At 60.8% G+C, this 22,211-nt stretch carries 20 protein-coding genes and 1 pseudogene; 14 read left to right on the top strand and 7 right to left on the bottom strand.

Annotation, left to right across the window (positions count from 1 at the left end; translation table 11 throughout):
- Nucleotides 1-8: 8 nt before the first annotated feature.
- A complete protein-coding gene (locus tag HCZ23_RS09505) occupies nucleotides 9-890 on the bottom strand; it encodes an ABC transporter permease subunit (protein WP_167601499.1) in 882 nt (293 codons plus the stop codon).
- A gap of 70 nt (nucleotides 891-960) precedes the next feature.
- On the bottom strand, nucleotides 961-2,265 hold the full coding sequence (locus HCZ23_RS09510; protein ID WP_167601500.1) for an extracellular solute-binding protein: 1,305 nt from the start codon (nucleotides 2,263-2,265) through the stop codon (nucleotides 961-963).
- Nucleotides 2,266-2,736: 471 nt separating this feature from the next.
- On the opposite strand from HCZ23_RS09510, the gene HCZ23_RS09515 reads away from it, so the two are divergent.
- The gene (locus HCZ23_RS09515) at nucleotides 2,737-3,669 is read left to right on the top strand and encodes an isopenicillin N synthase family oxygenase (RefSeq protein ID WP_167601501.1); all 933 of its coding nucleotides are present in this window, start codon (nucleotides 2,737-2,739) and stop codon (nucleotides 3,667-3,669) included.
- 24 nt (nucleotides 3,670-3,693) lie between these two features.
- On the top strand, nucleotides 3,694-3,975 hold the full coding sequence (locus tag HCZ23_RS09520; RefSeq protein ID WP_167601502.1) for a sulfurtransferase TusA family protein: 282 nt from the start codon (nucleotides 3,694-3,696) through the stop codon (nucleotides 3,973-3,975).
- Here the strand turns inward: HCZ23_RS09520 and mobA are convergent.
- A complete protein-coding gene (gene mobA, locus HCZ23_RS09525; RefSeq protein WP_167601503.1) occupies nucleotides 3,962-4,597 on the bottom strand; it encodes a molybdenum cofactor guanylyltransferase MobA in 636 nt (211 codons plus the stop codon). The genes HCZ23_RS09520 and mobA overlap by 14 nt on opposite strands.
- Nucleotides 4,598-4,677: 80 nt before the next feature.
- Here mobA and HCZ23_RS09530 point away from each other — a divergent pair, with 80 nt between their 5' ends.
- The 11 genes and pseudogenes from HCZ23_RS09530 (at nucleotide 4,678) to HCZ23_RS09580 (ending at nucleotide 17,378) form a co-directional block, all read left to right on the top strand.
- Nucleotides 4,678-5,175 (top strand): DUF2478 domain-containing protein, encoded by a 498-nt coding sequence (locus HCZ23_RS09530; RefSeq protein WP_167601504.1) that lies wholly within the window; start codon nucleotides 4,678-4,680, stop codon nucleotides 5,173-5,175.
- A gap of 112 nt (nucleotides 5,176-5,287) precedes the next feature.
- Nucleotides 5,288-5,872, top strand: a complete 585-nt coding sequence (locus HCZ23_RS09535; protein ID WP_167601505.1) for an ANTAR domain-containing response regulator — start codon at nucleotides 5,288-5,290, stop codon at nucleotides 5,870-5,872.
- The gene (locus HCZ23_RS09540) at nucleotides 5,869-7,044 is read left to right on the top strand and encodes a CmpA/NrtA family ABC transporter substrate-binding protein (protein WP_167601506.1); all 1,176 of its coding nucleotides are present in this window, start codon (nucleotides 5,869-5,871) and stop codon (nucleotides 7,042-7,044) included. Before HCZ23_RS09535 ends, HCZ23_RS09540 begins: the two co-directional genes overlap by 4 nt.
- Nucleotides 7,045-7,329: 285 nt before the next feature.
- Nucleotides 7,330-8,697 carry a CmpA/NrtA family ABC transporter substrate-binding protein gene (locus tag HCZ23_RS09545; protein ID WP_167601507.1) on the top strand — a complete coding sequence of 456 codons (1,368 nt, stop codon included), beginning with the start codon at nucleotides 7,330-7,332 and terminating at the stop codon, nucleotides 8,695-8,697.
- Nucleotides 8,698-8,896: 199 nt separating this feature from the next.
- Complete coding sequence (locus tag HCZ23_RS09550; protein WP_167601508.1) at nucleotides 8,897-9,991, top strand: ABC transporter permease; 1,095 nt, start codon at nucleotides 8,897-8,899, stop codon at nucleotides 9,989-9,991.
- A 5-nt stretch (nucleotides 9,992-9,996) separates the two neighbouring features.
- Nucleotides 9,997-11,691, top strand: a complete 1,695-nt coding sequence (locus HCZ23_RS09555) for an ABC transporter ATP-binding protein (RefSeq protein WP_175580890.1) — start codon at nucleotides 9,997-9,999, stop codon at nucleotides 11,689-11,691.
- Between the two features lie 6 nt (nucleotides 11,692-11,697).
- Nucleotides 11,698-12,900 (top strand): annotated as a pseudogene (locus HCZ23_RS09560) (NAD(P)/FAD-dependent oxidoreductase); the annotation flags it as partial.
- Nucleotides 12,901-12,953: 53 nt separating this feature from the next.
- Entirely contained in the window at nucleotides 12,954-15,602 is a 2,649-nt protein-coding gene (locus HCZ23_RS09565; protein WP_167601511.1) for a nitrate reductase, read from the top strand.
- A 12-nt stretch (nucleotides 15,603-15,614) separates the two neighbouring features.
- A complete protein-coding gene (locus HCZ23_RS09570; protein WP_167601512.1) occupies nucleotides 15,615-16,565 on the top strand; it encodes a glycosyl transferase family protein in 951 nt (316 codons plus the stop codon).
- A 126-nt stretch (nucleotides 16,566-16,691) separates the two neighbouring features.
- Nucleotides 16,692-16,952, top strand: a complete 261-nt coding sequence (locus HCZ23_RS09575) for a hypothetical protein (RefSeq protein ID WP_167601513.1) — start codon at nucleotides 16,692-16,694, stop codon at nucleotides 16,950-16,952.
- A gap of 57 nt (nucleotides 16,953-17,009) precedes the next feature.
- Nucleotides 17,010-17,378: a hypothetical protein gene (locus tag HCZ23_RS09580; RefSeq protein WP_167601514.1), complete on the top strand. Its 369-nt coding sequence runs from the start codon at nucleotides 17,010-17,012 to the stop codon at nucleotides 17,376-17,378.
- 25 nt (nucleotides 17,379-17,403) lie between these two features.
- Here the strand turns inward: HCZ23_RS09580 and HCZ23_RS09585 are convergent, their stop codons facing one another.
- Nucleotides 17,404-18,216 (bottom strand): division plane positioning ATPase MipZ, encoded by an 813-nt coding sequence (locus tag HCZ23_RS09585; protein WP_167601515.1) that lies wholly within the window; start codon nucleotides 18,214-18,216, stop codon nucleotides 17,404-17,406.
- A gap of 250 nt (nucleotides 18,217-18,466) precedes the next feature.
- Here HCZ23_RS09585 and HCZ23_RS09590 point away from each other — a divergent pair, with 250 nt between their 5' ends.
- On the top strand, nucleotides 18,467-20,425 hold the full coding sequence (locus tag HCZ23_RS09590) for an OmpA family protein (protein WP_167601516.1): 1,959 nt from the start codon (nucleotides 18,467-18,469) through the stop codon (nucleotides 20,423-20,425).
- Between the two features lie 68 nt (nucleotides 20,426-20,493).
- On the opposite strand, the gene rpmE is transcribed toward HCZ23_RS09590, so the two are convergent.
- The 3 genes from rpmE to trmD form a co-directional block, all read right to left on the bottom strand.
- Complete coding sequence (rpmE, locus tag HCZ23_RS09595; RefSeq protein WP_167601517.1) at nucleotides 20,494-20,715, bottom strand: 50S ribosomal protein L31; 222 nt, start codon at nucleotides 20,713-20,715, stop codon at nucleotides 20,494-20,496.
- 11 nt (nucleotides 20,716-20,726) lie between these two features.
- A complete protein-coding gene (gene rplS, locus HCZ23_RS09600; RefSeq protein ID WP_167601518.1) occupies nucleotides 20,727-21,107 on the bottom strand; it encodes a 50S ribosomal protein L19 in 381 nt (126 codons plus the stop codon).
- A gap of 257 nt (nucleotides 21,108-21,364) precedes the next feature.
- Entirely contained in the window at nucleotides 21,365-22,210 is an 846-nt protein-coding gene (gene trmD, locus HCZ23_RS09605; protein WP_167601861.1) for a tRNA (guanosine(37)-N1)-methyltransferase TrmD, read from the bottom strand.
- Nucleotide 22,211 lies beyond the last annotated feature (1 nt).

A 22,211-nucleotide genomic window follows, 5' to 3' on the forward strand; every position in this document is an offset into this window, starting at 1 on the left:
GTCATGCCTCACGTATAATGAATGCGTTTTTCGACCATGCGGAACTGGAACACGGTCAGGGCCAGAACCAAGAGCATCAAAACCACCGATTGCGCCGAGGATCCGCCAAGGTCATTGCCACGGAAACCGTCGATGTAGACCTTGTAAACAAGCGTCATCGGGTTGTTCGCAGGCTCGCCTTTCACCAGCGTGTCGATCACGCCGAAGGTGTCGAAAAGCGCGTAGGTGATGTTGATGATCAGGAGGAAAAATCCGGTGGGTGCCAAGAGCGGGAATGTCACGTCCCAGAACCGGCCAGAGGCCGAGCGGTTGTCGATCAAGGCCGCCTCGCGCACGGATTTCGGAATGCTCTGAAGCCCGGAGAGGAAGAAGATGAAATTCACCGGCACCTGTTTCCAGACGGAGACGACGACCATGGCAAAGGCCGTGTCGAAATAATCCGCCCGCAGGTTGAACTCCCAGCCGAACACGTTGAAAAATTCGGTGAGCGGCCCCCAGCGTTGGTTGAACAGCAAAAGCCCCATGTAGCCCGCCACCGGCGGTGCGACCGCATAGACCCACATCAACAGCGTGCGATAGCTCTTCGCACCCCGGATGACCTTATCCGCCTTCACCGCCAGCAACAGCGCCAGCGCCAGCGAGAAAAACGTCACCAAAACCGTGAAGACCACGGTGAAATTCGTCACTCTGAGATATTCGGCGGAGTCCGCCAGCGAACTGTAATTCTCCAGCCCGACAAAGGTTTGGCCAAAGCCGAACGGGTCTTGCAGGTAGAAAGACGACTTCACCGCATAGGCAGCGGGCCAGTAGAAAAAGACGAGGATGATCGAGAGCTGCGGCACCAGAAGGAGGATCGGCAACCAGCGGGAGGCAAAGCCTGCGCGTTTCATGGGAGGGACCTTTCGCAAAAGCCTGACGGCCGCGAGGACGCGGCCGTCAGAAATGTCTTGAAGACCGGAATTACCCTTGGGTCTTGGCGAAACGGGCGAGAAGCTCGTTGCCCTCTTTCTCGATCGTGGCCAGCGCGTCCTCGACGGTGGTCTCGCCGGAGAGCACACGGCCCAGCTCACGGTTTTCCACGTCACGGATCTGGACGTAGAAGCCCATGCGGTAGCCACGGGTGTTTTCGCCAGCTTGCAGCATCAGCTGTTTCGGGCCGGTTTCGGCGGCCGGGAAACGGTCGTAGTGACCATCGGCTTTGGCGAGCTCATAAGCGGCGGTGGTGACCGGAACATAACCGGTTTCACGGTGCCACATGTATTGAACTTCCGGCGAGGTCAGGTAGCGGAAGAACTCGGCGGTCGCCTTGTTTTCTTCAGCGGATTTGCCGGACATCGCAAAGAGTGCCGCGCCGCCGATGAAGGTCTGGTAGCCCTCTTCGGTGATCGACGCCCAGTAGGGGAGGTAGGCGGAGCCCCACTCGAAGGACATGCCTTTCGACGTCAGGCCACCGAAGTCGCCCGAGGAGCCGATGTACATGGCGGCTTTGCCGTCTTCGAATTGTGCCTGGTTGTCATCCCAACCGGTGCCGAAGAAGCCGAAGTAGCCTTCGTCGAGCCATTCTTTGACCTTGGTGAAATGCATTTTCATCTCATCGGAGTTGATGAGAATTTCGGTGCCTTCTGCGCCGTCATAACCATTGGCGTTGGTCGCAAACGGCAGGTTGTGACGGGAATGGAAGTTCTCGACGAATTCCCACGGCAGGTGCGTCTGCACGAGCGGGATGTAACCGGCCTCTTTAAGCTTCGGCGCGATCTCTTCGAATTCTTCGTAGGTGGTCGGCACTTCGACGCCGGCGGCGGCCAGCGCGTCGGCATTGTAATACATCACCGGCGAGGAGGAGTTGAACGGCATGCCGATCATCTTGCCCTGGTTGTCGGCGTAGAAATAGCGCACGCCCGGGATGTAGTCGTTGATGTCGAAATCGACGCCGTTCTCGGACAAAAGATCCTGCACCGGAACAGTCGCGCCCTGAGCACCGATCACGGTGGCGGAACCGGCGTCAAACACCTGCATGATGTTCGGCTGCTCGCCCGCACGGAAGGCGGCGATGCCGGAGGTCAGGGTCTCTTCGTAGGAACCTTTGAACACCGGGGTGATCTTGTATTCGTCCTGCGAAGCGTTGAAGCCTTCGGCGATTTTGTTGACGGTCTCGCCGAGGTTGCCGCCCATGGCGTGCCACCAGGTGATTTCGGTTTCCGCAAATGCGGCGGTGCCCGCGAGGGCGAAAGCGGCGGCGGCCGCTGTGAATTTGATCGTGTTCATCACACTGTCTCCGGTTGGACCCACTCTCGGGGCCTTTTGTCGGTTCACGCCGCGGCCCGCGGGGGGCTATGGCGTTGCGATCCTTTCTCCCGTGATTGCTATGGGAGAGACAAAGCGGGCCGGGCAGATCGCCCGCGCACCGGTTTGCATAGAGGTTCGCCTACCCATGCTCTGTGATGGTTCTGTGACGGTTTTTTATCGTTTGGATCAAATTCGCTGTTCGGGTCGGACGGCGCAGCAGATCAGAGGCCGCATTTCCCGCAAGCGCTTTGGCAAAATCCCGACCGCATCGAAACTGACCAGACGGGCAAATTTATGCCCGCCGTTTCATCACGGGCCCGATTTTTTGCGATTCACCTATAGGTTGTGTCTTGGGCGCGGCGCGGCCCGTGTATCTTGGAGAGACCGGATGATCGGTCTGCGGATCATTGCGGGGAGGAGGACGCAGACGAGTCATTTGAAAGCACACATATGATACAGATTTTGGACTATCACGACCTGATCTCCGGGAAAGACCCCGGCGGATTTGCGACCCAACTTGGACAGGCCTGCCGCACCGAAGGCGTGTTCCAACTGAAAGACCACGGCATCCCGCGCGGCCTTTTGCGCGATGTCATCGCCGCCGCGGAGGAGTTCTTTGCTCTGCCCGAAGAGGACAAAGCCCCGCTCGACATTCGTCATTCGTCCTGCAATCGCGGCTGGGCGGGCATGGGGGTGGAGCGTCTGGGCGGCCAGGATGGCACACCTTTGAGCAAGGAAAGTTTCAGCATCGGCCTCGATTTGCGCCCCGACGATCCCCGCGTTTTGGCGGGCGAACCGTTTCGTGGCCCCAATGTCTGGCCCGACTGCGACCAGTTCCGCGACGTGATGCGCGACTATTACAAGGAAATGCTGAGCCTCGGGCGCAGCCTCATGCGCGCGGTCGAAAGTGATCTCGACCTGCCGAAGGATTTCTTCAAACCGCATTTCTCCGAGCCCAACGCCACGCTGCGGCTGTCGCATACGCCGGCGGACCCCTGGCGCGACGGCCTCGCCTCCGATCTGCCGCAATTCGATTACGGTGCGCTGACCCTCGTTCTGTCGGACGGGGTGGCCGGGCTACAGGTGAAAAACCGGAGTGGGCGGTGGTATGACATCCCGGATACGCCGGACACGCTGACGGTCTTGGTGGGGGAGGAGTTGATGCGCTGGAGCAACGATCTCTACCGCGCCGCGCCGCATCGGGTCTTGCCGCCGGTGCAGCCAAGGACGCTGGCGGCCTTTTACCTCGATCCCAATCCCGAGAGCGTCATCGCGCCTTTGCCGGGGCTGGGCGCGCCGCAATACCCGCCGGTGCGGGCGGCGGATTACCTGCGGGTGCGCTTGGCGCAGACCTATATGCCGCTTGCCTCTGGACAGGGTTGATGAGGCTGGATTAAGCCTCTGGGTATGACAGAGACGACACATCATGAGACCCAGGACGCCGGACCGGACACATGTAACGCGGCATGGGACGACACCCTCGATGCCATTGGGCTGATCTGTCCTTTGCCGGTGCTCAAGGCGCGCAAACGGCTTTTGGCCATGGCGCCGGGGCAGGTCCTGCGGCTGTTGGCCTCAGACCCGGCCGCCGTGATCGACGTGCCGCATTTCTGTCAGGAGGCGGGGCACGACTATCTCGCCATGACGGACCATGGCGAGAGTCAGTCTTACCTGATCAAGCGCGGATAAGCCGGTCCTCGGCCTGCGCCAGATCTTCCGCCGTGTTGATGTTGAAGAACAGTTCCTCGGGATGCTCCGCCTCGAACAGCACCGGCACGGCGCCTTTGCCCTCGGCGAATTGCTGCATCCGCCTTTGATTGCGTTGAAGAGCGATGCGCAGGTCATGGCGCAATCCCACCGGCCAAAGGCCGAAGGTCGGATGCCAACGCAGCTCCCCCGCCTCCTTGGTCACCGCGATGCCAAAGCCCTCGGGCTGCGACACACTCGCCAGGCGATGAACCAGATCGGTCGGAAAAAATGGCGTATCGGTGGCGACCGTGACAATGGCCTCAAAGCCCTTCATCGCCGCCCAGTCCAGCCCAGCCAAAACCCCCGCCAAAGGCCCCTGTGCGTCAGACGTGCCATCAGGCAGGATCGGAAAGCCGAATTCGGAATAGCGTTTCGGGTCGCCATTGGCGCTGATCGCCAGAGTGGCGCATTGCGGGGCCAGACGGTCGATGATCCGCTCGATCAACCGCGTACCGCCCAGCTCCACCATCCCCTTGTCGACACCGCCGAGACGGATGCCTTGCCCGCCCGCGAGGATGACGCCGGGGAAAACCCCCTCAGATACTCTGGGACCCTGTGACATATCCTGTGCTCCCTCTAAGCGCTTCCCCCCGTGGTTGCCATTCTGTATGTCCGGGGAGAGGCAAATCAAGGGGCAAAGACATGCTCGGATATGTGATGGCGGAAGGCCGCGGCGCGGTCGATGCGCTGCTGGCGGCTCTGGCGGAGCGGTTGCAGGTCGAAGGGCATCGTGTCACCGGCGCGGTCCAGATCAACACCGACCTGCCCAATGATGTCAAATGCCGGATGGAGTTGCAGCTTTTGCCCTCTGGCGAACGCGTGCAGATTTCGCAGAGCCTTGGCGCGCTGTCGAAAGGCTGTCGGTTGAACCCCGAGGGGTTGGAACAAGCGGTTTTTCAGACGGAACAGGGGCTCGACGCCGGGGCTGATCTGGTTTTGATCAACAAATTCGGCAAGCAAGAGGTCGAGGGGCGCGGCTTTCGTACCCTGATCGGCGAGGCTTTGGCGCGGGGTGTGCCGGCCATCGTCGGTGTGAACGCCAAGAATATCGCGGGCTTTCTGGACTTCGCCGGAGAGTTCGCCGAAGAGATTGCGCCGGAGCTGGAGGCGCTTTGGGTCTGGAGTCAGGATGCCCTGTGATGCGCCTATATTTTGAGCGACGTTCGACAAAAAACAGGCGCCGAACAACCAACCCTCAGGTTCCTCATCAGGAATCGTTTACTTCCCGCACAGCTTGACGCGTTTTGAAGCCATGAGTGCCGCCCTCTCCATCATCGTCGTCGAAACCGACCGCACCCGCGCCCAGCTGATCGTGGACAGCCTGCGCGACGCCGGGGATTTCGACATTTTCATCATCTCCGAGGTCACGGGCCTTGCGCGTCAAATTCAGGCGCGCAACCCGGATGTGGTCCTGATCGACATCGAAAACCCGTCGCGCGACACGATGGAGGAACTGGCGCTGGCTTCCGGCCCGCTGGATCGTCCGGTCGCGATGTTTGTGGATCGCTCCGACGAGGGCCTGTCCTCGGCGGCCATCGAGGCGGGGGTCTCGGCCTATATCGTCGACGGGCTGCAATCTCAGCGCGTCAAACCGATCATGGACGCCGCCATCGCGCGGTTTCGCATGTTCCAGCGTATGCGCACGGAGTTGGCGGAGACCAAAAAGGCGCTCGAGGAACGCAAGGTCATCGACCGCGCCAAAGGCATGTTGATGCGCGCCAAAGGCATCGGCGAGGACGAGGCCTATGCGCTTCTGCGCAAAACCGCGATGGATCAGGGCAAACGCGTCGCCGATGTGGCACAGGCTCTGGTGACGGCGGCGGGGCTTTTGTCATGAGACCCACGACGCTGTCCGTTGGCTATATTCCCCTGATCGACGCCGCGCCTTTGATCGTGGCGCAGGAGATGGGCTTTGCCGCCGAAGAAGGCCTGTCGCTCGATCTGAGACCTGCGCCGTCCTGGTCCTCGGTGCGCGATATGCTGGCCTTTGGCCGCGTCGATGCCGCACATATGTTGTCGCCGGTACCTGTCGCGACGGCGCTCGGTCTGGGGGGCTCGGGCGTGCAATTCGCGGCACTTTCAGTCTTGTCGATGAACGGCAACGTGATCGGCGTGTCGAATGATCTGGCTGCGCGGCTGCGCGATGTCGGGCATGGGTTCGGCTTTGACGATGCCGAAAAAGCCGGGCGCGATTTGATCGAGTCCGCCAAAGGTCGGCTCAGGATTGGCGTGCCCTTTCCGTTTTCGATGCATGCCGAACTGTTGTATTACTGGCTCTCCGCGCTGGGCCTGCCCGCGCCGCAATCCGTCGACATCCGCACGGTGCCGCCGCCCTTGATGGGCGCCGCGATTGAGGCCGGCGAGATCGACGCCTTTTGCGTCGGCGAACCTTGGGGCTCGCAAGCGGTGGAACATGGCGGCGGCGAGCTATTGCTGCCGGGCTGTGCGATCTGGTCGGCGGCACCGGAAAAAGTGCTGGCCGTGCGCTCTGATTGGGCTGAGCAGGAACAGGCCCTGATGGGCCGTCTGATCCGCGCAGTCTGGCGTGCGGGGCGGTGGCTGGGCACCACTGACAGCCCGATGCTGGCCTCTGAATTGCTGAGCCGTCCTGAGTATCTCGATCAGCCCTCAGAGATGCTGGAGCGCGCTTTGACCGGCAATATGGTGATTTCCGCGCAGGGCGATGCGCGTCGGGTCGACGGCTTTGTCGAATTCTACAAAGGCGCCGCGAGTTTCCCGTGGCGCTCTCAGGCGGAGTGGATCGGCACGCAATTGGCGGCGCGCATGGGGCTGGACCGCGCGGCCGCACAGCGCGCGGCCCACGGCGTGTTCCGCTCCGATCTTTACCGTCAGGCGCTTGAGACGACCTCTGCCGATTTGCCTGGGGCGTCTTCGAAACAAGAGGGCGGATTGAGCGTGCCGACGGCGGTCGCGTCGAAGGTCGGGCAGCTGATTCTTGAGAAGAACCAGTTTTTCGACGGACGCGTTTTTGATCCTTTCGTGAAATGATGCGCAAAATTTAGGCGCGCCCGTGCGGCTGCGGCATGATTTGCGGAAAAGACGCCGAATTCACCTTTGCCAACGCAGCATTTCGGCGGACCCTAAACTCATCGCAAGGCAACGATGCCGCGATACGGAATATTTTCCCGAAGATCGGGAAGTCTGCATATGCCTCGGCGAACGGGGCAACAGAGCAAAGCCGCTCGATACACCGCCCCTTCTCCTCCCAGGCGGTCTATCGGCGGCTTTTTTCGTGTTTTACTTCCCCAACAGGGACCAACAGGGACGCAACAAATGAAAAAACTTCTCCTCGGCCTCGCAGCCACGACCGCACTCGCCACGGGTGCTTGGGCAGAGATGCTCGATCTGGAAAAAGACGAACTGACCTTTGGCTTCATCAAACTGACCGACATGGCGCCGCTCGCGGTGGCCTATGAACAGGGTTTTTTCGATGACGAAGGCCTCTTTGTGACGCTCGAAGCGCAGGCCAACTGGAAGGTGCTTCTGGATGGCGTGATCGACGGCACGCTGGACGGCGCGCACATGCTGGCGGGTCAGCCGTTGGCCGCGACCATCGGGTTCGGCACCGAAGCGCATATCATCACGCCGTTTTCCATGGACCTGAACGGCAACGGCATCACCGTGTCCAACGAGGTTTGGGAAGAGATGAAGCCGAATATCCCGGTGGATGCCGACGGCAAACCGGTTCACCCGATCTCTGCCGAAGCTCTGGCGCCGGTGGTCGAGAAATACAAATCCGAAGGCAAGCCCTTTAACATGGGCATGGTGTTCCCGGTGTCCACGCATAACTACGAGCTGCGCTACTGGCTGGCCGCAGGCGGTCTGCATCCGGGCTACTACTCGCCCGACAACATCACCGGCCAGATTGGCGCCGACGTGTTCCTCTCCGTGACGCCCCCGCCGCAGATGCCCGCCACGCTCGAGGCCGGCACCATCTACGGCTACTGTGTGGGTGAGCCGTGGAACCAGCAGGCCGTGTTCAAAGGCATCGGCGTGCCGGTCATCACCGACTACGAGCTTTGGAAAAACAACCCGGAGAAGGTCTTCGGCATCACCGCAGAGTTTGCCGAAGAATATCCGAACACCACGAAAGCCGTCGTGAAAGCGCTGATCCGTGCCGCGATGTGGCTCGATGAGAATGACAACGCCAACCGTCCGGAGGCCGTGGAAATCCTGTCCCGCCCGGATTACGTCGGCGCCGATTACGAGGTGATCGCGAACTCCATGACCGGCACGTTTGAGTACGAAAAAGGCGACAAGCGCGAGGTGCCGGACTTCAACGTGTTCTTCCGCTACAACGCGACCTATCCGTTCTACTCCGACGCCGTGTGGTATCTGACCCAGATGCGTCGTTGGGGCCAGATTTCCGAGGCCAAGCCCGATAGCTGGTACGATGAGGTCGCGAAATCTGTTTACAAGCCGGAGATCTACCTCGAAGCCGCACGTCTTCTGGTCGACGAAGGTCTCGCCAATGAAGCCGACTTCCCCTGGGACAGCGACGGTTACAAGGCGCCGACGCCCGCTGCCGACATCATCGACGGCATCGCCTATGACGGCAAAGCCCCGAACGCGTATCTCGACAGCCTGCCGATTGGCCTGAAAGGCGAGCAGACAGTCGTAGGGACGGAAGTCAAAGGCTAAAGCGTTTTTCGTTTAATCTGAATCAGATTGAGCGAAAAACGTTGCGACACTGAATTGATCTTGCTGCGTTTTTCAAAAATTGAGTGCCTCAAGTTTTTTGAAAAACGCTTTAACGAACCTCTCCTGAGCGGGCGCAGCGGCGCTGTGCCCGCCTTTTTCCAGCTCTTCCCATGTTTCTCTTCCCAATGAGGATGCCGCAATGACTGCGATCGACCCCCAAGCGTTGGACGCCGAGGCCACCGAGCAAGCTCGTGCGGCCCGTCGCGCGAAACTTTTTACCCGGATCAATAAGGCCGACGCCTGGTTTCAGGTTCTGGGCCTGTCGTGGATGACACCCGTCCTGAAGGCGCTTGCGGGGGACAACCCGAAGGCGCAGGGCAAGGAGATCTGGAAACTCTTGGGCGTGCCGGTTCTGGCCATCGTCGGCTTTCTGATGCTCTGGGGCACTCTGGCGCCGAAGGTACAGACCTCTCTGGGCGCGATCCCCGGTCCTGCGGCTGTGTGGGACGAGGCGGTGAACCTGCACCAGGACGCGCTGGCCAAGGCGGAGAAAAAAGCGGCTTTCCTCGAGCGCGTCGAGGCCCGCAACGAACGCTTCATCGCCAATGGACAGCCTGAGAAGGTCAAGGACATCCCTTACACCGGCTCGCCGTCCTATTACGAACAAATCTGGACCTCGATCAAAACCGTCTTCTTCGGCTTCCTGATCGGCTCCGCGATTGCGATCCCGCTGGGCATCCTCGCCGGACTTTCTCCTTACGCCAATGCCGCGATCAACCCCTTGGTGCAGATCTTCAAACCGGTGTCACCGCTGGCGTGGTTGCCGATCGTGACCATGGTGGTCTCCGCGCTTTACACCACGAATGATGGCCTGTTCGCGAAATCCTTCCTCGTGTCGGCCATCACCGTGACGCTCTGCTCTCTGTGGCCGACCTTGATCAACACCTCGCTCGGCGTGGCCTCCATCGACAAGGATCTGGTGTCCGTCTCCAAAGTGCTGAAAATGGGCACCTGGCAGAAGATCACCAAGCTGGTTCTGCCCTCCGCGCTGCCGCTGATCTTCACCGGGCTGCGTCTGTCCCTCGGTGTGGGCTGGATGGTGCTGATCGCCGCTGAAATGCTGGCGCAGAACCCGGGGCTTGGCAAATTCGTCTGGGACGAATTCCAGAACGGCTCCTCGCAATCGCTGGCGAAAATCATCGTCGCGGTGCTGACCATCGGGATCATCGGGTTCCTGTTGGACCGAGTGATGTTCGCGCTGCAATCCCTCTTCACCTTCTCGAACAATCGGTGATCGACATGGGTATTCTGACGTTTGACACTGTTTCCAAAGGCTTCGGTGCGGGGCTTCACCGCACGGACGTTCTGAAAAACATCGACCTCGATGTGCAAGAGGGCGAGTTCCTTGTCCTTCTGGGGTTTTCCGGCACCGGCAAGACGACGCTGATCAACCTCATGGCGGGGCTGGAAATGCCGTCCTCCGGTAGGGTCACCTTTAAGGGCAAAAACATCACGGGTCCCGGCCCCGAGCGCGGCGTGATCTTTCAGAACTATTCGCTGATGCCCTGGCTGACGGTCGATCAGAACGTCGCTCTGGCGGTGGACACGATTTTCCCCGATTTGCCCAAGGCTTCGAAACAGGAAAAGGTCGATCATTTCGTCAAAATGGTGGGGTTGAGCCATGCGAAAACCCGTCGTCCGGCGGAGCTTTCGGGCGGGATGCGTCAGCGGGTGAACGTGGCGCGGGCGCTGGCGATGAACCCGGAAGTGCTCTTGCTGGACGAACCGCTTTCCGCCCTCGACGCTTTGACGCGGGCGAACCTTGCCGATGAGATCGAACACATCTGGGAAGCCGACAAAAAGACCTGTGTGCTGATCACCAACGATGTGGACGAAGCCATTCTTTTGGCCGACCGTATCATTGCGCTCAATCCCGACGGCAGCCTTGGCGAAGAATTCAAAGTCGACATCCCGCGCCCGCGCGACCGGGGCGAGATGAACAACGACGAGACCTTCCACAAACTGCGTGCGGAGGTCACGACCTACCTCATGGATGTGGGGATCGAGGCCAAGGCCGAGGGCAGCAAACTTTTGCCCAATGTCACGGCGATCCACCAGGTGCCGAAAGCGGTTGTGAAGGCGCAAGAAGGCCTGATCGACAATCGTTTCCTAAGCTTCGAAGGCCTGCACAAAGTCTATCCGACCCCCAAAGGCCCGCTCACGGTGGTCGAGGATTTCAACCTGAAGCTCAACCGTGGCGAGTTTATTTCGCTCATTGGCCATTCGGGCTGTGGCAAATCCACGGTTCTCACCATGGCCGCCGGTCTCAACGACATCTCGAAAGGCGCGATCAAACTCGACGGCTTCGAGGTGCGCGGCGCCGACCCGGAGCGCGCTGTGGTGTTCCAATCGCCGAACCTGTTTCCGTGGCTCACCGCAAAGGAGAACGTGTCCATTGGTGTCGACAGAGTGTACCCCACAGCTTCGCAAGCCGAACGGCAGGATGTCGTTGAATATTATCTTGAGAGGGTCGGTCTCGCTGACTCTATGGACAAGCCCGCGTCGGAGATGTCGAACGGCATGAGGCAACGCGTGGGCATCGCCCGCGCCTTTGCCCTCTCTCCGAAACTGCTGCTTTTGGACGAACCTTTCGGCATGCTCGACAGCCTCACGCGCTGGGAGCTGCAAGAGGTGCTGATGGAGGTCTGGGAACGCACAAAAGTGACCGCGATCTGCGTGACGCATGACGTGGACGAAGCCATCCTTCTGGCCGACCGCGTGGTGATGATGACCAACGGCCCGCAGGCCACCATCGGCAAGATCACCGAAGTGAACCTACCACGTCCGCGCACCCGCAAAGCGCTGTTGGAGCACCCGGATTACTACAAATACCGTCAGGAAGTGCTCGATTTCCTCGAAGAATACGAGCATGGCGCCAAGCCCAAAAAGCCAAACGCAAAAAAGCGTGAGCCGAAAGCCATCGCGGCGGAGTAAAAAGATATGGTCGAACGTCTCGTTATCATCGGCGCGGGGATGGCCTCTGGACGGCTTCTCGATCATCTGATCGGGGAGGCACCGGGCGCCTTTGACATCACGCTGTTCAACGCCGAACCGCGCGGCACCTATGACCGGCTGATGCTGTCTCCGGTGCTGGCGGGTGAGAAATGCTATGCCGACATCGTCACCCATGATGAGGCCTGGTATGCGAAAAACGACGTGACCTGTCGCTTTGGCGAATGGGTGCATGGCATCGACCGCGCGCGTCGTGTGGTGATCGGCGAGAAGGGCGAAGTGCCTTACGATAAACTCGTGATTGCCACTGGCTCGACCCCCTTCATCGTGCCACTGCCCGGTCATGATTTGCCGGGGGTGATCGCCTATCGCGACCTTGAAGACACCGAAGAGATGATGCGTCTTGGCGACATCCCCGGTGCGCGGGCCGTGGTGATCGGAGGCGGTTTGTTGGGGTTGGAGGCAGCGGCGGGGATGGCCGCGCGCGGGGTGCATGTCACCGTGGTGCATCTCAACGATCACCTGATGGATCGTCAGCTGGATTGCGAGGCGGCCGGGCTTTTGCGTCAGGCGCTGGAGGCGCGCGGGATCGAGGTAATGTGCGGCGCCCATTCCAAGGAAGTGATCGCCGGAGACGACGGCCGCGTGCGGGCGCTTTTGCTCGACGACGGTCGGATGCTCTATTGTGATCTTCTGGTCATGGCCGTGGGCATTCGGCCTTCCATAACACTGGCGCAAGAGGCCGGGATCGAGACGGGCCGGGGGGTGATCGTCGATGACCAACTTTTGACGTCGGACCCGAACATATTCGCGCTGGGCGAATGTGTGGAACATGACGGCGCGCTCTTCGGTCTTGTGGCGCCCCTGTTCGATCAGGCCAAAGTGCTGGCGAAAACCCTGCGCGGCATGCCTGCGCACTACGTCAACAAAGAGGTCTCAACCAAGCTCAAGGTCACCGGCTGTGATCTGTTTTCTGCAGGCGATTTCCGCGATGGGAAGGGGCGCGAATGCATCACCTATAGCGATGCGCCCTCCGCCATCTACAAACGTCTGGTGATCGAAAACGACCGGCTGATCGGCGCGGTGATGTATGGCGACACGCAGGATGGTGGGTGGTTTTTCAACCTGATCCGCGACGGTGTCGATGTCTCCGCCATGCGGGAAATGATGATTTTCGGTCCGGCCTATCAGGACGCGCCGCCGCCGCCCCCCACCGCCGCGCCGGTTCTTCTGGAGGCGATCGCATGAAACGGCCCAAATCCAATCTCAAATCAATCTGCTCGATCCGCTCGACCTGTCCCTACTGCGGCGTTGGCTGTGGCGTTCTTTTGGGACCGGACGGGCAGGGCGGGCTCGACGTGCGCGGTGACCAAGACCACCCGGCCAACTTCGGGCGGCTCTGTTCCAAAGGCTCGGCCTTGGGCGAAACCGTCTCGCTTGAGGGCCGCCTCCTGGCGCCGCAGATCGACGGGTGCGAGGCGGATTGGGACACGGCGCTGGACCTGGTCGCACGCAAATTTTCCGACGCGATTTCTGAGCACGGCCCTGATAGTGTCGCCTTTTACGTCTCCGGTCAGCTCCTGACCGAGGACTATTACGTCGCCAACAAGCTGATGAAGGGCTACATCGGCTCGGCCAATATCGACACCAATTCGCGGCTCTGCATGGCGTCGACCGTCGCGGGGCACAAACGCGCGTTCGGCACGGATACGGTGCCCGGCACCTATGAGGATCTGGACGAGGCCGATGTGATCGTGCTCACCGGATCGAACCTCGCCTGGTGCCACCCGGTGCTCTACCAACGCATCCTCGCCACCCGCAAGAAACGCCCGGAACAAAAGCTCATCGTCATCGACCCGCGCCGCACCGCGTCCTGTGATCTGGCCGATTTGCATTTGCCTTTGGCGCTTGGTTCCGATGTGGCGCTGTTCAACGGGTTGCTGGCCGAGATCGACAAACGCGGGTTGATTGATCGCAAGTTTGCCGAGAATGTCACCGGGCTGGAGGAGGCCATCGCCGCCGCCAAGGTCGACGATCTCTCCGTCACCGGCCTGTCCGATGATCTGCTCACGACCTTCTATGACCTCTGGTGCGGTGCGGAAAAGGTCGTCACGATCTTTTCCCAAGGCGTCAACCAATCCTCGTCGGGCACCGACAAGGTCAACGCGATCACCAATTGCCACCTCGCCACAGGTCGCATCGGGCGCGCGGGCCAAGGCCCGTTTTCGGTCACCGGCCAGCCCAACGCCATGGGCGGGCGCGAGGTCGGGGGGCTTGCCAATATGCTGGCGTGCCATCTCGACATTGAAAACGCCGATCATCGCAATGCCGTCAAAACCTTTTGGTCCGCGCCCGAGATGCCGGAGAAACCCGGCCTCAAAGCCGTCGACATGTTCCGCGCTGTGGGCGAGGGCCAAATCAAGGCGCTCTGGATTCTCCACACCAACCCCGCCGTCTCGATGCCCGATGCGGACCGGGTGCGCGCGGCCATCGCGGGCTGTGATTTCGTCGTGGTCTCCGACATCACCGGCGCCACCGACACTGCGCGGCTGGCCCATGTGCTTTTGCCCGCCACTGCATGGGGCGAAAAAAGCGGCACGGTGACCAATTCCGACCGTCTGATGTCCCGACAGCGTCCCGCGCTTCCTGCCCCCGGTCAGGCTCGCGCCGATTGGGAGCAACTGGCCGAGGTCGCCCGCCGCATGGGCTTCAAGGACGGGTTCGATTACGAGACGCCTGCGGAGATTTTCCGCGAATATGCCGCGCTGTCGGGCATTGCGGGGGGCTTTGGCAAAGATTTCGACATCTCGGGTCTCAAGGACCTCACCGACACGCAATATGACACGCTCGCGCCGACCCGCTGGCCGGTGACGGACGGCAAACAGGGCGGCCGGTTCTTTGCCGATGGCAAGTTCTTCACCCCAGACGGCAAGGGTCGGATGTTGCCCGTGACTTGGAAACCGCCAGTCGCCAAAAAGGAACCGCGCTACCCGTTCCGGCTCAACACCGGCCGCATTCGCGACCAATGGCATACGATGACCCGCACGGCCCGCTCGCCGCGTCTGTCGGCGCATCTGGGCGAACCCTTCCTTGAGATTCACCCCGAGGACGCCAAGGCAAACGGCATCGGCCCGGCCTCTCTTGTCGAGGTGAACACGCCCAACGGCATGGCGATCCTGCGCGCGATGATCACGGATCGGATTGCGCGTGGCGAGGTCTTCGCCCCGATGCATTGGACCGGCGAAAACGCCCCTGCCGCGCGGGTTGACGCACTGGTGGCGCCCGTCACCGACCCCGTTTCGGGCCAGCCGGAAAGCAAAGGCGCGGTTGCCTCCATCGCGCCGTTTGAGGCCGCTTGGTACGGCTTTGCGATCTCGCAGAGACCTGTGAAAACCACGTCGGACTATTGGGCACTGGCGAAAACCTACGCGGGCTACCGCATTGAAATGGCAGGCCTTGAGACGCCTGAAGACTGGGTCGAAGAGGCACGTCTGATCTTTGGCCTGCCCGATGCGGATGTGCAAACCATGCTCGACCCCGCAAAAGGCACTGCGCGCATCGCTTTGCTCGAAGAGGGCGCGCTCAAGGCCGCTTTGTTCATCTCGCGTAGCCCCGTGGCGGTGATGCGTGATTACCTGTCCAACCTGCCCGGAGAGGCCGCCCCCATGGTGCTGTCGGGCAAATCCCCAGCCGATCAACCCGATCCGGGGCCGACGCTCTGCTCTTGCTTCAATGTCGGGGTGAATACTATTCTCGACGCCATCGAGACACGCGGATTGATGACGGTCGATGCGATTGGCGAGGCGTTGCAGGCGGGCACGAATTGTGGCTCCTGTCGCTCGGAAATCGCCGCTCTCATCAAAGGCGCGGAAGGCAAAGACGCCGCAGAATAGGGCAGACATCCGATGAGCATCGCTGAATTCGTTCGCATCCTTGGCCGTGGTCCGGGGCGCTCGCGCTCTTTGACCCAAGAGGAGGCGCATGAGGCCATGGCGCGCGTGCTGCGCGGTGAGGCCGCGCCTGAGAGCATTGGCGCCATGTTGATGCTGATGCGGATGAAAGGCGAGGTGCCCGAGGAGCTCGCGGGATTTACCGCTGCCTTTCGGGATGTGCTGACCAAAGTGCCCACCCCCGATCTCGATTGGCCGTCCTATGCCGCCGGACGCACGCGAGGGCTACCGTGGTTCTTGCTCTCCGCACGGCTTGTGGCGCAGGGCGGGTATAAGGTTCTGATGCATGGCTGGAACGGGTTGAGTGAGCGCGGCCATCTGGTGCGCGACGGCCTGCCCTATGCCGGGATCACGAGCTGCGCCGGTCCGGATGAGGCCGCGGAGGTTCTGGCGCGTGACAACATCGCCTATCTGCCGCTGGAGAATTTCTCGCCGGAGTTGCTGCGCCTGTTGCAACTGCGCGCGGATTTCGGGCTGCGGTCCTGCCTCAATACCGTGGCGCGGATGCTCAATCCGGGTGGGGCGGGGGCCTCCGTGCAGGGCGTATTTCACCCGCCCTACCGCGAGCTTCAGGCCGATGCTTCGCATCTCTTGGGTCTGGGAGCCATGTCGGTGATCAAAGGCGGTGGGGGCGAGTTCGAACGCAATCCGTCGAAGGATATTCAGGTGTTTGGTCTGAGAGGTGGACAGCCCTGGGACATGCTCGTGCCGCCCAATCAGGACGACGCACGGCGCCTCAACGATGGCGAAACCGATCTGGCGCGGCTTTCGGCGCTTTGGTCAGGTAAATTGGACGATCCTTTTGCAAAAGGCATCGTGCTGGCCACGGCGGCGCTGGCCTTGGATACGCTGGGCGTTGCGGAGGCAGAGGCAAAGGCGGCAGCGCTCTGGGACGCGCGGGTCTGATCCCGAATTTACCACGAAATCCGACCGCTTTCTCCACGTCTTGGCCCGATTTTCGCCGCTTTACGCCACGACACTTGGATCAGACCCTCAGGAGGTCAGACCCCAAGCGGCGAAGGAGGCCGGTCAATGGATATCGTGGCAATCTATCAAAATTGGGCCGCCGGGCTGACTGCAGAAGATCATGTGACGCTTTTGGCGGTGAGTTTTGGGCTTATGATCTTTGCCGTCGCCGCCCTTTTGTGGCAGCGCAGCCGGGAAAAATCCCAAAAGAACCCGGTCCGCATGCCGCAAAAATCCGAGATGGCATATGTCGTGCCGGGCGAACGTCATGTCGTGGCGCGGGAAAAAGGCGATGCCTTTTTGCGCCGTCTTGATCGGATGGCGTGACGGCCATGACCTGAGAGGACAAGATTTTTTTAAATTTTTCGTGCGAGTTTTTATTTCATGTACAAAATGGTTTTCTACTCCCTGCTTCTGACAGCCCTCGCAATGGGCTTTATCGTGACGAAATCCGATGGGTTACGTCGTGCAGCGCAAACGGGCGATATGGCCTATCTGACGCAAACCACGCCGATCTCTCTTCCCAGCCTGACGGGCTCTGGGAGGCACGGCTCTGCCTATGGGGCAACGACGCCGTGGTACGTCAAATACGATCCGAGACAGCTTTGGCGCGACCGGCCGCAAAAGGCGGAGCTGAACATCAAAACGGTGCGGGCCCCGGTTGGCAATGAGACGCGGCAAGACACGCTGGCGGCGCAATTGGCCGCACAGGGTCTCAATGCCGATGTGGTGACGGTGGTCAAAATCGACTGAACCGGCGTGGTCTCAGAGTGCTGTCTTAGAGGTCGATTTCGACCCCGGGCAGGGACAGCTCTTTCATCAGATCGCGCAATTCCTGACGGGCGGCGACGTTGGAAATGTTCAGCGCGGATTTGACGCCAATGTCCTTGAGATCCAAAAGCGTCAGGCCACGCGGGAACAATTCGCGGAAAATCACGCGCTCGGAAAATCCGGGTGCCACGCGGAACCCGATGCGCTTGCTGAGCTCGTCCAAGGCGTCGCCGATTTTCTTTTTGTTGTGCATGGCCTGCGCGCCAAGACGGTTGCGCAGCACGACCCAGTCGATGGGTTTCAACCCGGCCTGCGCCCTGAGCTGCCGCGCGTTCCAGACCATTTCCGAATAGACCGACGGCCCGAGGATTTTGTTGGTGTCCGGATCGACGCGAGCCAGAAGGTCGAAGTCGATGAAACTGTCGTTCATCGGCGTGATCAGCGTATCCGCCAGCGTGTGCGCCACCTGCGACAGGCGCGTGTGCGAGCCGGGACAGTCGATCAGGATGAAATCACAGCTCTCTTCGAGACCCGCCACGGCCATGGACAGACGGCGGTCATAGATGTTTTCGCCTTCGGCCAGATCGGTCGCCTCGACCTGCGGCAGATCGCGATACTCTGGCGTCGCCAGCTCGATCCCTTCGCGCAGGCAAAAGCTCAGCCGGTTCTCCAGATAACGCGCAAAGGTTTTTTGCCGCAGGTCCAGATCCAGCGCGCCGACCCGATGACCCATCCGCGCCAAAGCGGTTGCCACATGCATGGAGACGGTGGATTTCCCCGCTCCGCCTTTCTCGTTTCCGACGATGATGATATGCGCCACGTCCCGAATTCCCGTCCGCTTCGACGCGCATTTTCCCGCGCGTTCATGTTGCTTTGGAGTTCTGTATGACCTCTCTTTCCCTTCCCGTGCAAGAGCGTTTCGACGGCTGAGACGAAACTGTTGCCGTCCTGCTCCGGGGACGTGACGGAAACCTTTTGATGGGGTTGCGCGTTGAGCCGCGATAGCAGCGCTCTGGTCTTGGCCCTGGTCTTGATCGTCGCGCTTGGAGAGGAAAGTCTGGAGGACATCCATGAAACGTATGATTTTCGGCACCGCTGCGACGGGGCTTTGTCTGGCGAGCCTTGGCGCGACATGGCCCGCCTATGCACAGGACGCAGCACTTGAGACGGAACTGGCGGCAGAGCTTGAGCTGGAGGCCTGCGACGACATCGCACCGCCATGCATGACGTCTGAGTCCACTGTGATGCTCAAGGATGGCACGGAAGTGTCGCTGGAAGAGGCCTATGAGGCCCTGGGCATTGCCGCACCGCGCGCGGAGATCGAGGCCGATGCCGAAGCGGGCGAGGAGATGGCCGAAGACCTGGCCACAGAAGAGATGCCCTTGGCGGATGTCACCACCGCAGGCGAAGAGGCCGTGGCGGATATGGAGCATGCCGAGGTGGTCGAAGAAGAGGTGCTCGCCGAAGAACTGGCCGAGGATTTGCCTGACGCAGAGGCAGAGGCAGAGGCGCAAGGTGATGCCCCTGTATCAGAAGAGAGTGTGACAGAAGAGGTCGCGACGGAGGATGCCACGACGCAAGAGGCGCCGATTGACCCGGTCGCGGAGGCCGAGGTCGATCCGGAAATCGTGGAAAATCCGGCCACCGAAAATCCGGCAAGCGAAAACCCGGCCAGCGAGGAAGTCGCGGAAGACACCGTGACGGAAACGCCTTCCGGCAATGACACGGTGGCCGAAGAGCTTGCCGAAGACGGTGGTGTGATCGAGGCGCCGGTTCAGGAAGAGGTCATCGAATATGAAAACGCCTCTGAGGCTGCGGAAGAGAATGCGTTGGCCGAGGCGCTGGAGCAAGAAGAACCGCTGTTGCAGGACCTTCAGACCGACGAAAGCCTTGAAGCCGCGATGAGTGAAGAGGCGCAGGCGGAGCAGGCCGAAGAAGAGGCGGAAATGGCCGCCACCTTGGAAGCCGAGCAAAATAGCGCGGCCGCCGCTGCGATGGAGGACCCGGAAGCCGAAGCCGAGGTTGATGTCGTGACCGAGACGGTGACGCAAGAGACCGCGCGCAGTTCTGCCGATGAGATCGCGACGACGAACGCCCCAAGCGTGAAAAGTGACGGCGGCATGAGCGATGGTGAGAAAGTCATTTTGGGGGCCATCGGGGCCGCCGTGTTGTCGCAGATTTTGGGCAATGACGATCAGGTGATTTCCAACACGGGCGACCGTGTCGTGGTGGAAAACAACGGTCAGCTGAGGGTGCTGAAAAACGACGACGCACTGCTGCGTCAGCCGGGCAGTCAGGTGACGACGGAGACCTTCCCGGACGGGTCCGCCCGCACCACCACCACCCGTGACGACGGCTCGAAAGTGATCACCGTGCGCGCCGCCGATGGCCGTGTGTTGCGCCGGGATCGGGTGTTGACGGATGGCACGGTCGTGACGCTGTTCGACGATACGCGCAATGTGGATGCGGTGGATGTATCGGCCCTGCCGGACAGCCAGCAAAAGACCGTGACCTACCAATATGAGCAGGATGAGGAAGAGGACGCCCTGCGCGCCGCGCTTGCCGAGAGCCAAGCCCGCGCGGAAGGTCTCAACCGCAGCTTTTCGCTCAACCAGATCCGCACCATTCGTGCCGTGCGCGAGCTGGCGCCGGAGATCGAGCTGACCAATGTGAACTTCCGCACCGGGTCCGCCGCGATCACGCCGTCGGAGGCCGAGGAACTGGCCGCTTTGGGCCGTGCGATGCGCGATGCCATCTCTGAGAACCCGCGTGAGGTGTTTCTGGTCGAGGGCCATACGGATGCGGTCGGCAATGCGAGTTACAACCTTGCCCTGTCCGACCGCCGGGCTGAGAGCCTCGCGCTGGCCTTGACAGAATACTTCGACGTGCCGCCGGAGAACATGATCGTGCAAGGCTATGGTGAGCGCTACCTCAAGGTGCCGACCGTGGACGCCGAACGCGCCAACCGTCGTGCCGCCGTCCGGGTGATCACGCCGCTTTTGGGCCAAGTGGTTGCCAGCGGTCAGTGATGTGAGGCGATGACAAAAAAAGGCCCGCCGATTTGGCGGGCCTTTCATATGGTTGCATGGGGCAGGGCTTAGAAGCCGAGGCCAGCGTATTTGTTTTTGAACTTGGACACACGACCGCCAGCATCCATGAGGCGCGAGTTGCCGCCGGTCCAGGCCGGGTGCACCGTCGGGTCGATGTCGAGGGCGAGCGTGTCGCCTTCGCCACCCCATGTGGAGCGCATTTTCACGATCGTTCCATCGGTCATTTTGACGTCGATGAAGTGGTAGTCGGGATGGATATCGGTTTTCATCGAAATACTCCTCAGGCTTTCGCGTCGAGCGGTTTGTAGTTGGTGACTTCTGCGATACGGGCAGATTTGCCGCGACGCGAGCGGAGGTAGTAGAGTTTCGAACGACGCACTTTACCGCGACGCACCACCTCGATGCTGTCGATGTTGGTGGAGTAGAGCGGGAACACACGTTCCACACCTTCACCAAAGGAAATTTTGCGAACCGTGAAGGACCCGGCAATGCCTTTGCCGTTCTTACGGGAGATGCAGACACCTTCGTAGTTCTGCACACGGGTGCGCGTGCCTTCGGTCACTTTGTAACCGACGCGGATGGTGTCACCGGCTTTGAAATCCGGGATAGTTTTGCCGAGAGCTTCGATTTGCTCGGCTTCAAGCTGGGCGATAAGATCCATCGCTTGTTCTCCAATTTGCTCGTGGTTTTGTCCACGAAGGTTTCAACTGCCTCAGAGCTCCGCGTCTTCGATCGGGTCCATCCATATGATGCCCGCCGGAGGGTTCAGGTCGTCTTTGCTTTGTGCAATCTGCCGGGGTCGTGCTGGACGAGGAAGAAACCGTCCGATCCATAGCAAAAAGGTCTGTGCGCCGAATCCCGGTGCCAGACGGGCGGTGTATAGGCCGCGCGCGCTTGTCGATCAAGAGGGTATGACTTTTATTCCTTAGCCTTCGTGGCTTTTGCGGTCGCCTCATAGGCCTCCCACATATCCGGCCTGCGATCCCGCGTGATCTTTTCCGCCATCTTCTGGCGCCATTCGGCGATCTTGCCGTGGTGCCCGGACATCAAGACCTCAGGGATCGCCATCCCGCGCCACTCGGCGGGGCGGGTGAATTGCGGGTGCTCCAAGAGGCCGTTCGAATGGCTTTCCTCTTCGATGCTTTCCGCATTGCCCAAAACGCCGGGCAAAAGCCGCACGGTGGCGTCGATCATCGCCTGCGCCGCGATCTCGCCGCCGGTGAGGACGAAATCGCCCAAGGACACTTCCTCGATCCCGTAGTGAAACAGCACGCGGTCATCGACGCCCTCGAACCGACCGCAGATCATCGTGATGCCGCGCGCCTCGGACCAACGTTTCGCGGTGGCCTGATCAAAGCGTTTGCCCCGCGGCGACAGATACACAAGCGGCCATTCGCGACGGTCCGGCGGTGTGCCGTTCATCGCGAAATCAATCGCATTGCCCATCACGTCGGGGCGGATCACCATGCCCGCGCCACCGCCCGCAGGGGTGTCATCGACATTCTTGTGCTTGCCCTCGCCGAACTCACGCAGGTGGATTTGTTCCAACTGCCATCGACCGTCCTGCAACGCCTTGCCGGTCAGGCTTTCGCCCAAGACACCGGGAAAGGCCTCCGGGAAGAGCGTGATCACCTTGGCCTTCCAGACACCGACAAGATCGGGCGTGTTGGTCATCAACTCGCGCGGGCGTAGCGTCGGGCGCACGGCGAGGCGGCCATGCGATTTGGATTGGGATTTGGATTTGGATTTGGCTGTGTCGTCCATG

Source organism: Celeribacter sp. HF31 (assembly GCF_011806455.1).
In the GTDB taxonomy this organism is placed as follows: domain Bacteria; phylum Pseudomonadota; class Alphaproteobacteria; order Rhodobacterales; family Rhodobacteraceae; genus Celeribacter.

Coding starts and splice junctions, on each gene's coding strand:
- HCZ23_RS09505 (WP_167601499.1), bottom strand. CDS start 890: ATGAAACGCGCAGGCTTTGCCTCCCGCTGGTTGCCGATCCTCCTTCTG.
- HCZ23_RS09510 (WP_167601500.1), bottom strand. CDS start 2,265: ATGAACACGATCAAATTCACAGCGGCCGCCGCCGCTTTCGCCCTCGCG.
- HCZ23_RS09515 (WP_167601501.1), top strand. CDS start 2,737: ATGATACAGATTTTGGACTATCACGACCTGATCTCCGGGAAAGACCCC.
- HCZ23_RS09520 (WP_167601502.1), top strand. CDS start 3,694: ATGACAGAGACGACACATCATGAGACCCAGGACGCCGGACCGGACACA.
- mobA (WP_167601503.1), bottom strand. CDS start 4,597: ATGTCACAGGGTCCCAGAGTATCTGAGGGGGTTTTCCCCGGCGTCATC.
- HCZ23_RS09530 (WP_167601504.1), top strand. CDS start 4,678: ATGCTCGGATATGTGATGGCGGAAGGCCGCGGCGCGGTCGATGCGCTG.
- HCZ23_RS09535 (WP_167601505.1), top strand. CDS start 5,288: ATGAGTGCCGCCCTCTCCATCATCGTCGTCGAAACCGACCGCACCCGC.
- HCZ23_RS09540 (WP_167601506.1), top strand. CDS start 5,869: ATGAGACCCACGACGCTGTCCGTTGGCTATATTCCCCTGATCGACGCC.
- HCZ23_RS09545 (WP_167601507.1), top strand. CDS start 7,330: ATGAAAAAACTTCTCCTCGGCCTCGCAGCCACGACCGCACTCGCCACG.
- HCZ23_RS09550 (WP_167601508.1), top strand. CDS start 8,897: ATGACTGCGATCGACCCCCAAGCGTTGGACGCCGAGGCCACCGAGCAA.
- HCZ23_RS09555 (WP_175580890.1), top strand. CDS start 9,997: ATGGGTATTCTGACGTTTGACACTGTTTCCAAAGGCTTCGGTGCGGGG.
- HCZ23_RS09565 (WP_167601511.1), top strand. CDS start 12,954: ATGAAACGGCCCAAATCCAATCTCAAATCAATCTGCTCGATCCGCTCG.
- HCZ23_RS09570 (WP_167601512.1), top strand. CDS start 15,615: ATGAGCATCGCTGAATTCGTTCGCATCCTTGGCCGTGGTCCGGGGCGC.
- HCZ23_RS09575 (WP_167601513.1), top strand. CDS start 16,692: ATGGATATCGTGGCAATCTATCAAAATTGGGCCGCCGGGCTGACTGCA.
- HCZ23_RS09580 (WP_167601514.1), top strand. CDS start 17,010: ATGTACAAAATGGTTTTCTACTCCCTGCTTCTGACAGCCCTCGCAATG.
- HCZ23_RS09590 (WP_167601516.1), top strand. CDS start 18,467: ATGAAACGTATGATTTTCGGCACCGCTGCGACGGGGCTTTGTCTGGCG.
- rpmE (WP_167601517.1), bottom strand. CDS start 20,715: ATGAAAACCGATATCCATCCCGACTACCACTTCATCGACGTCAAAATG.
- rplS (WP_167601518.1), bottom strand. CDS start 21,107: ATGGATCTTATCGCCCAGCTTGAAGCCGAGCAAATCGAAGCTCTCGGC.
- trmD (WP_167601861.1), bottom strand. CDS start 22,210: ATGGACGACACAGCCAAATCCAAATCCAAATCCCAATCCAAATCGCAT.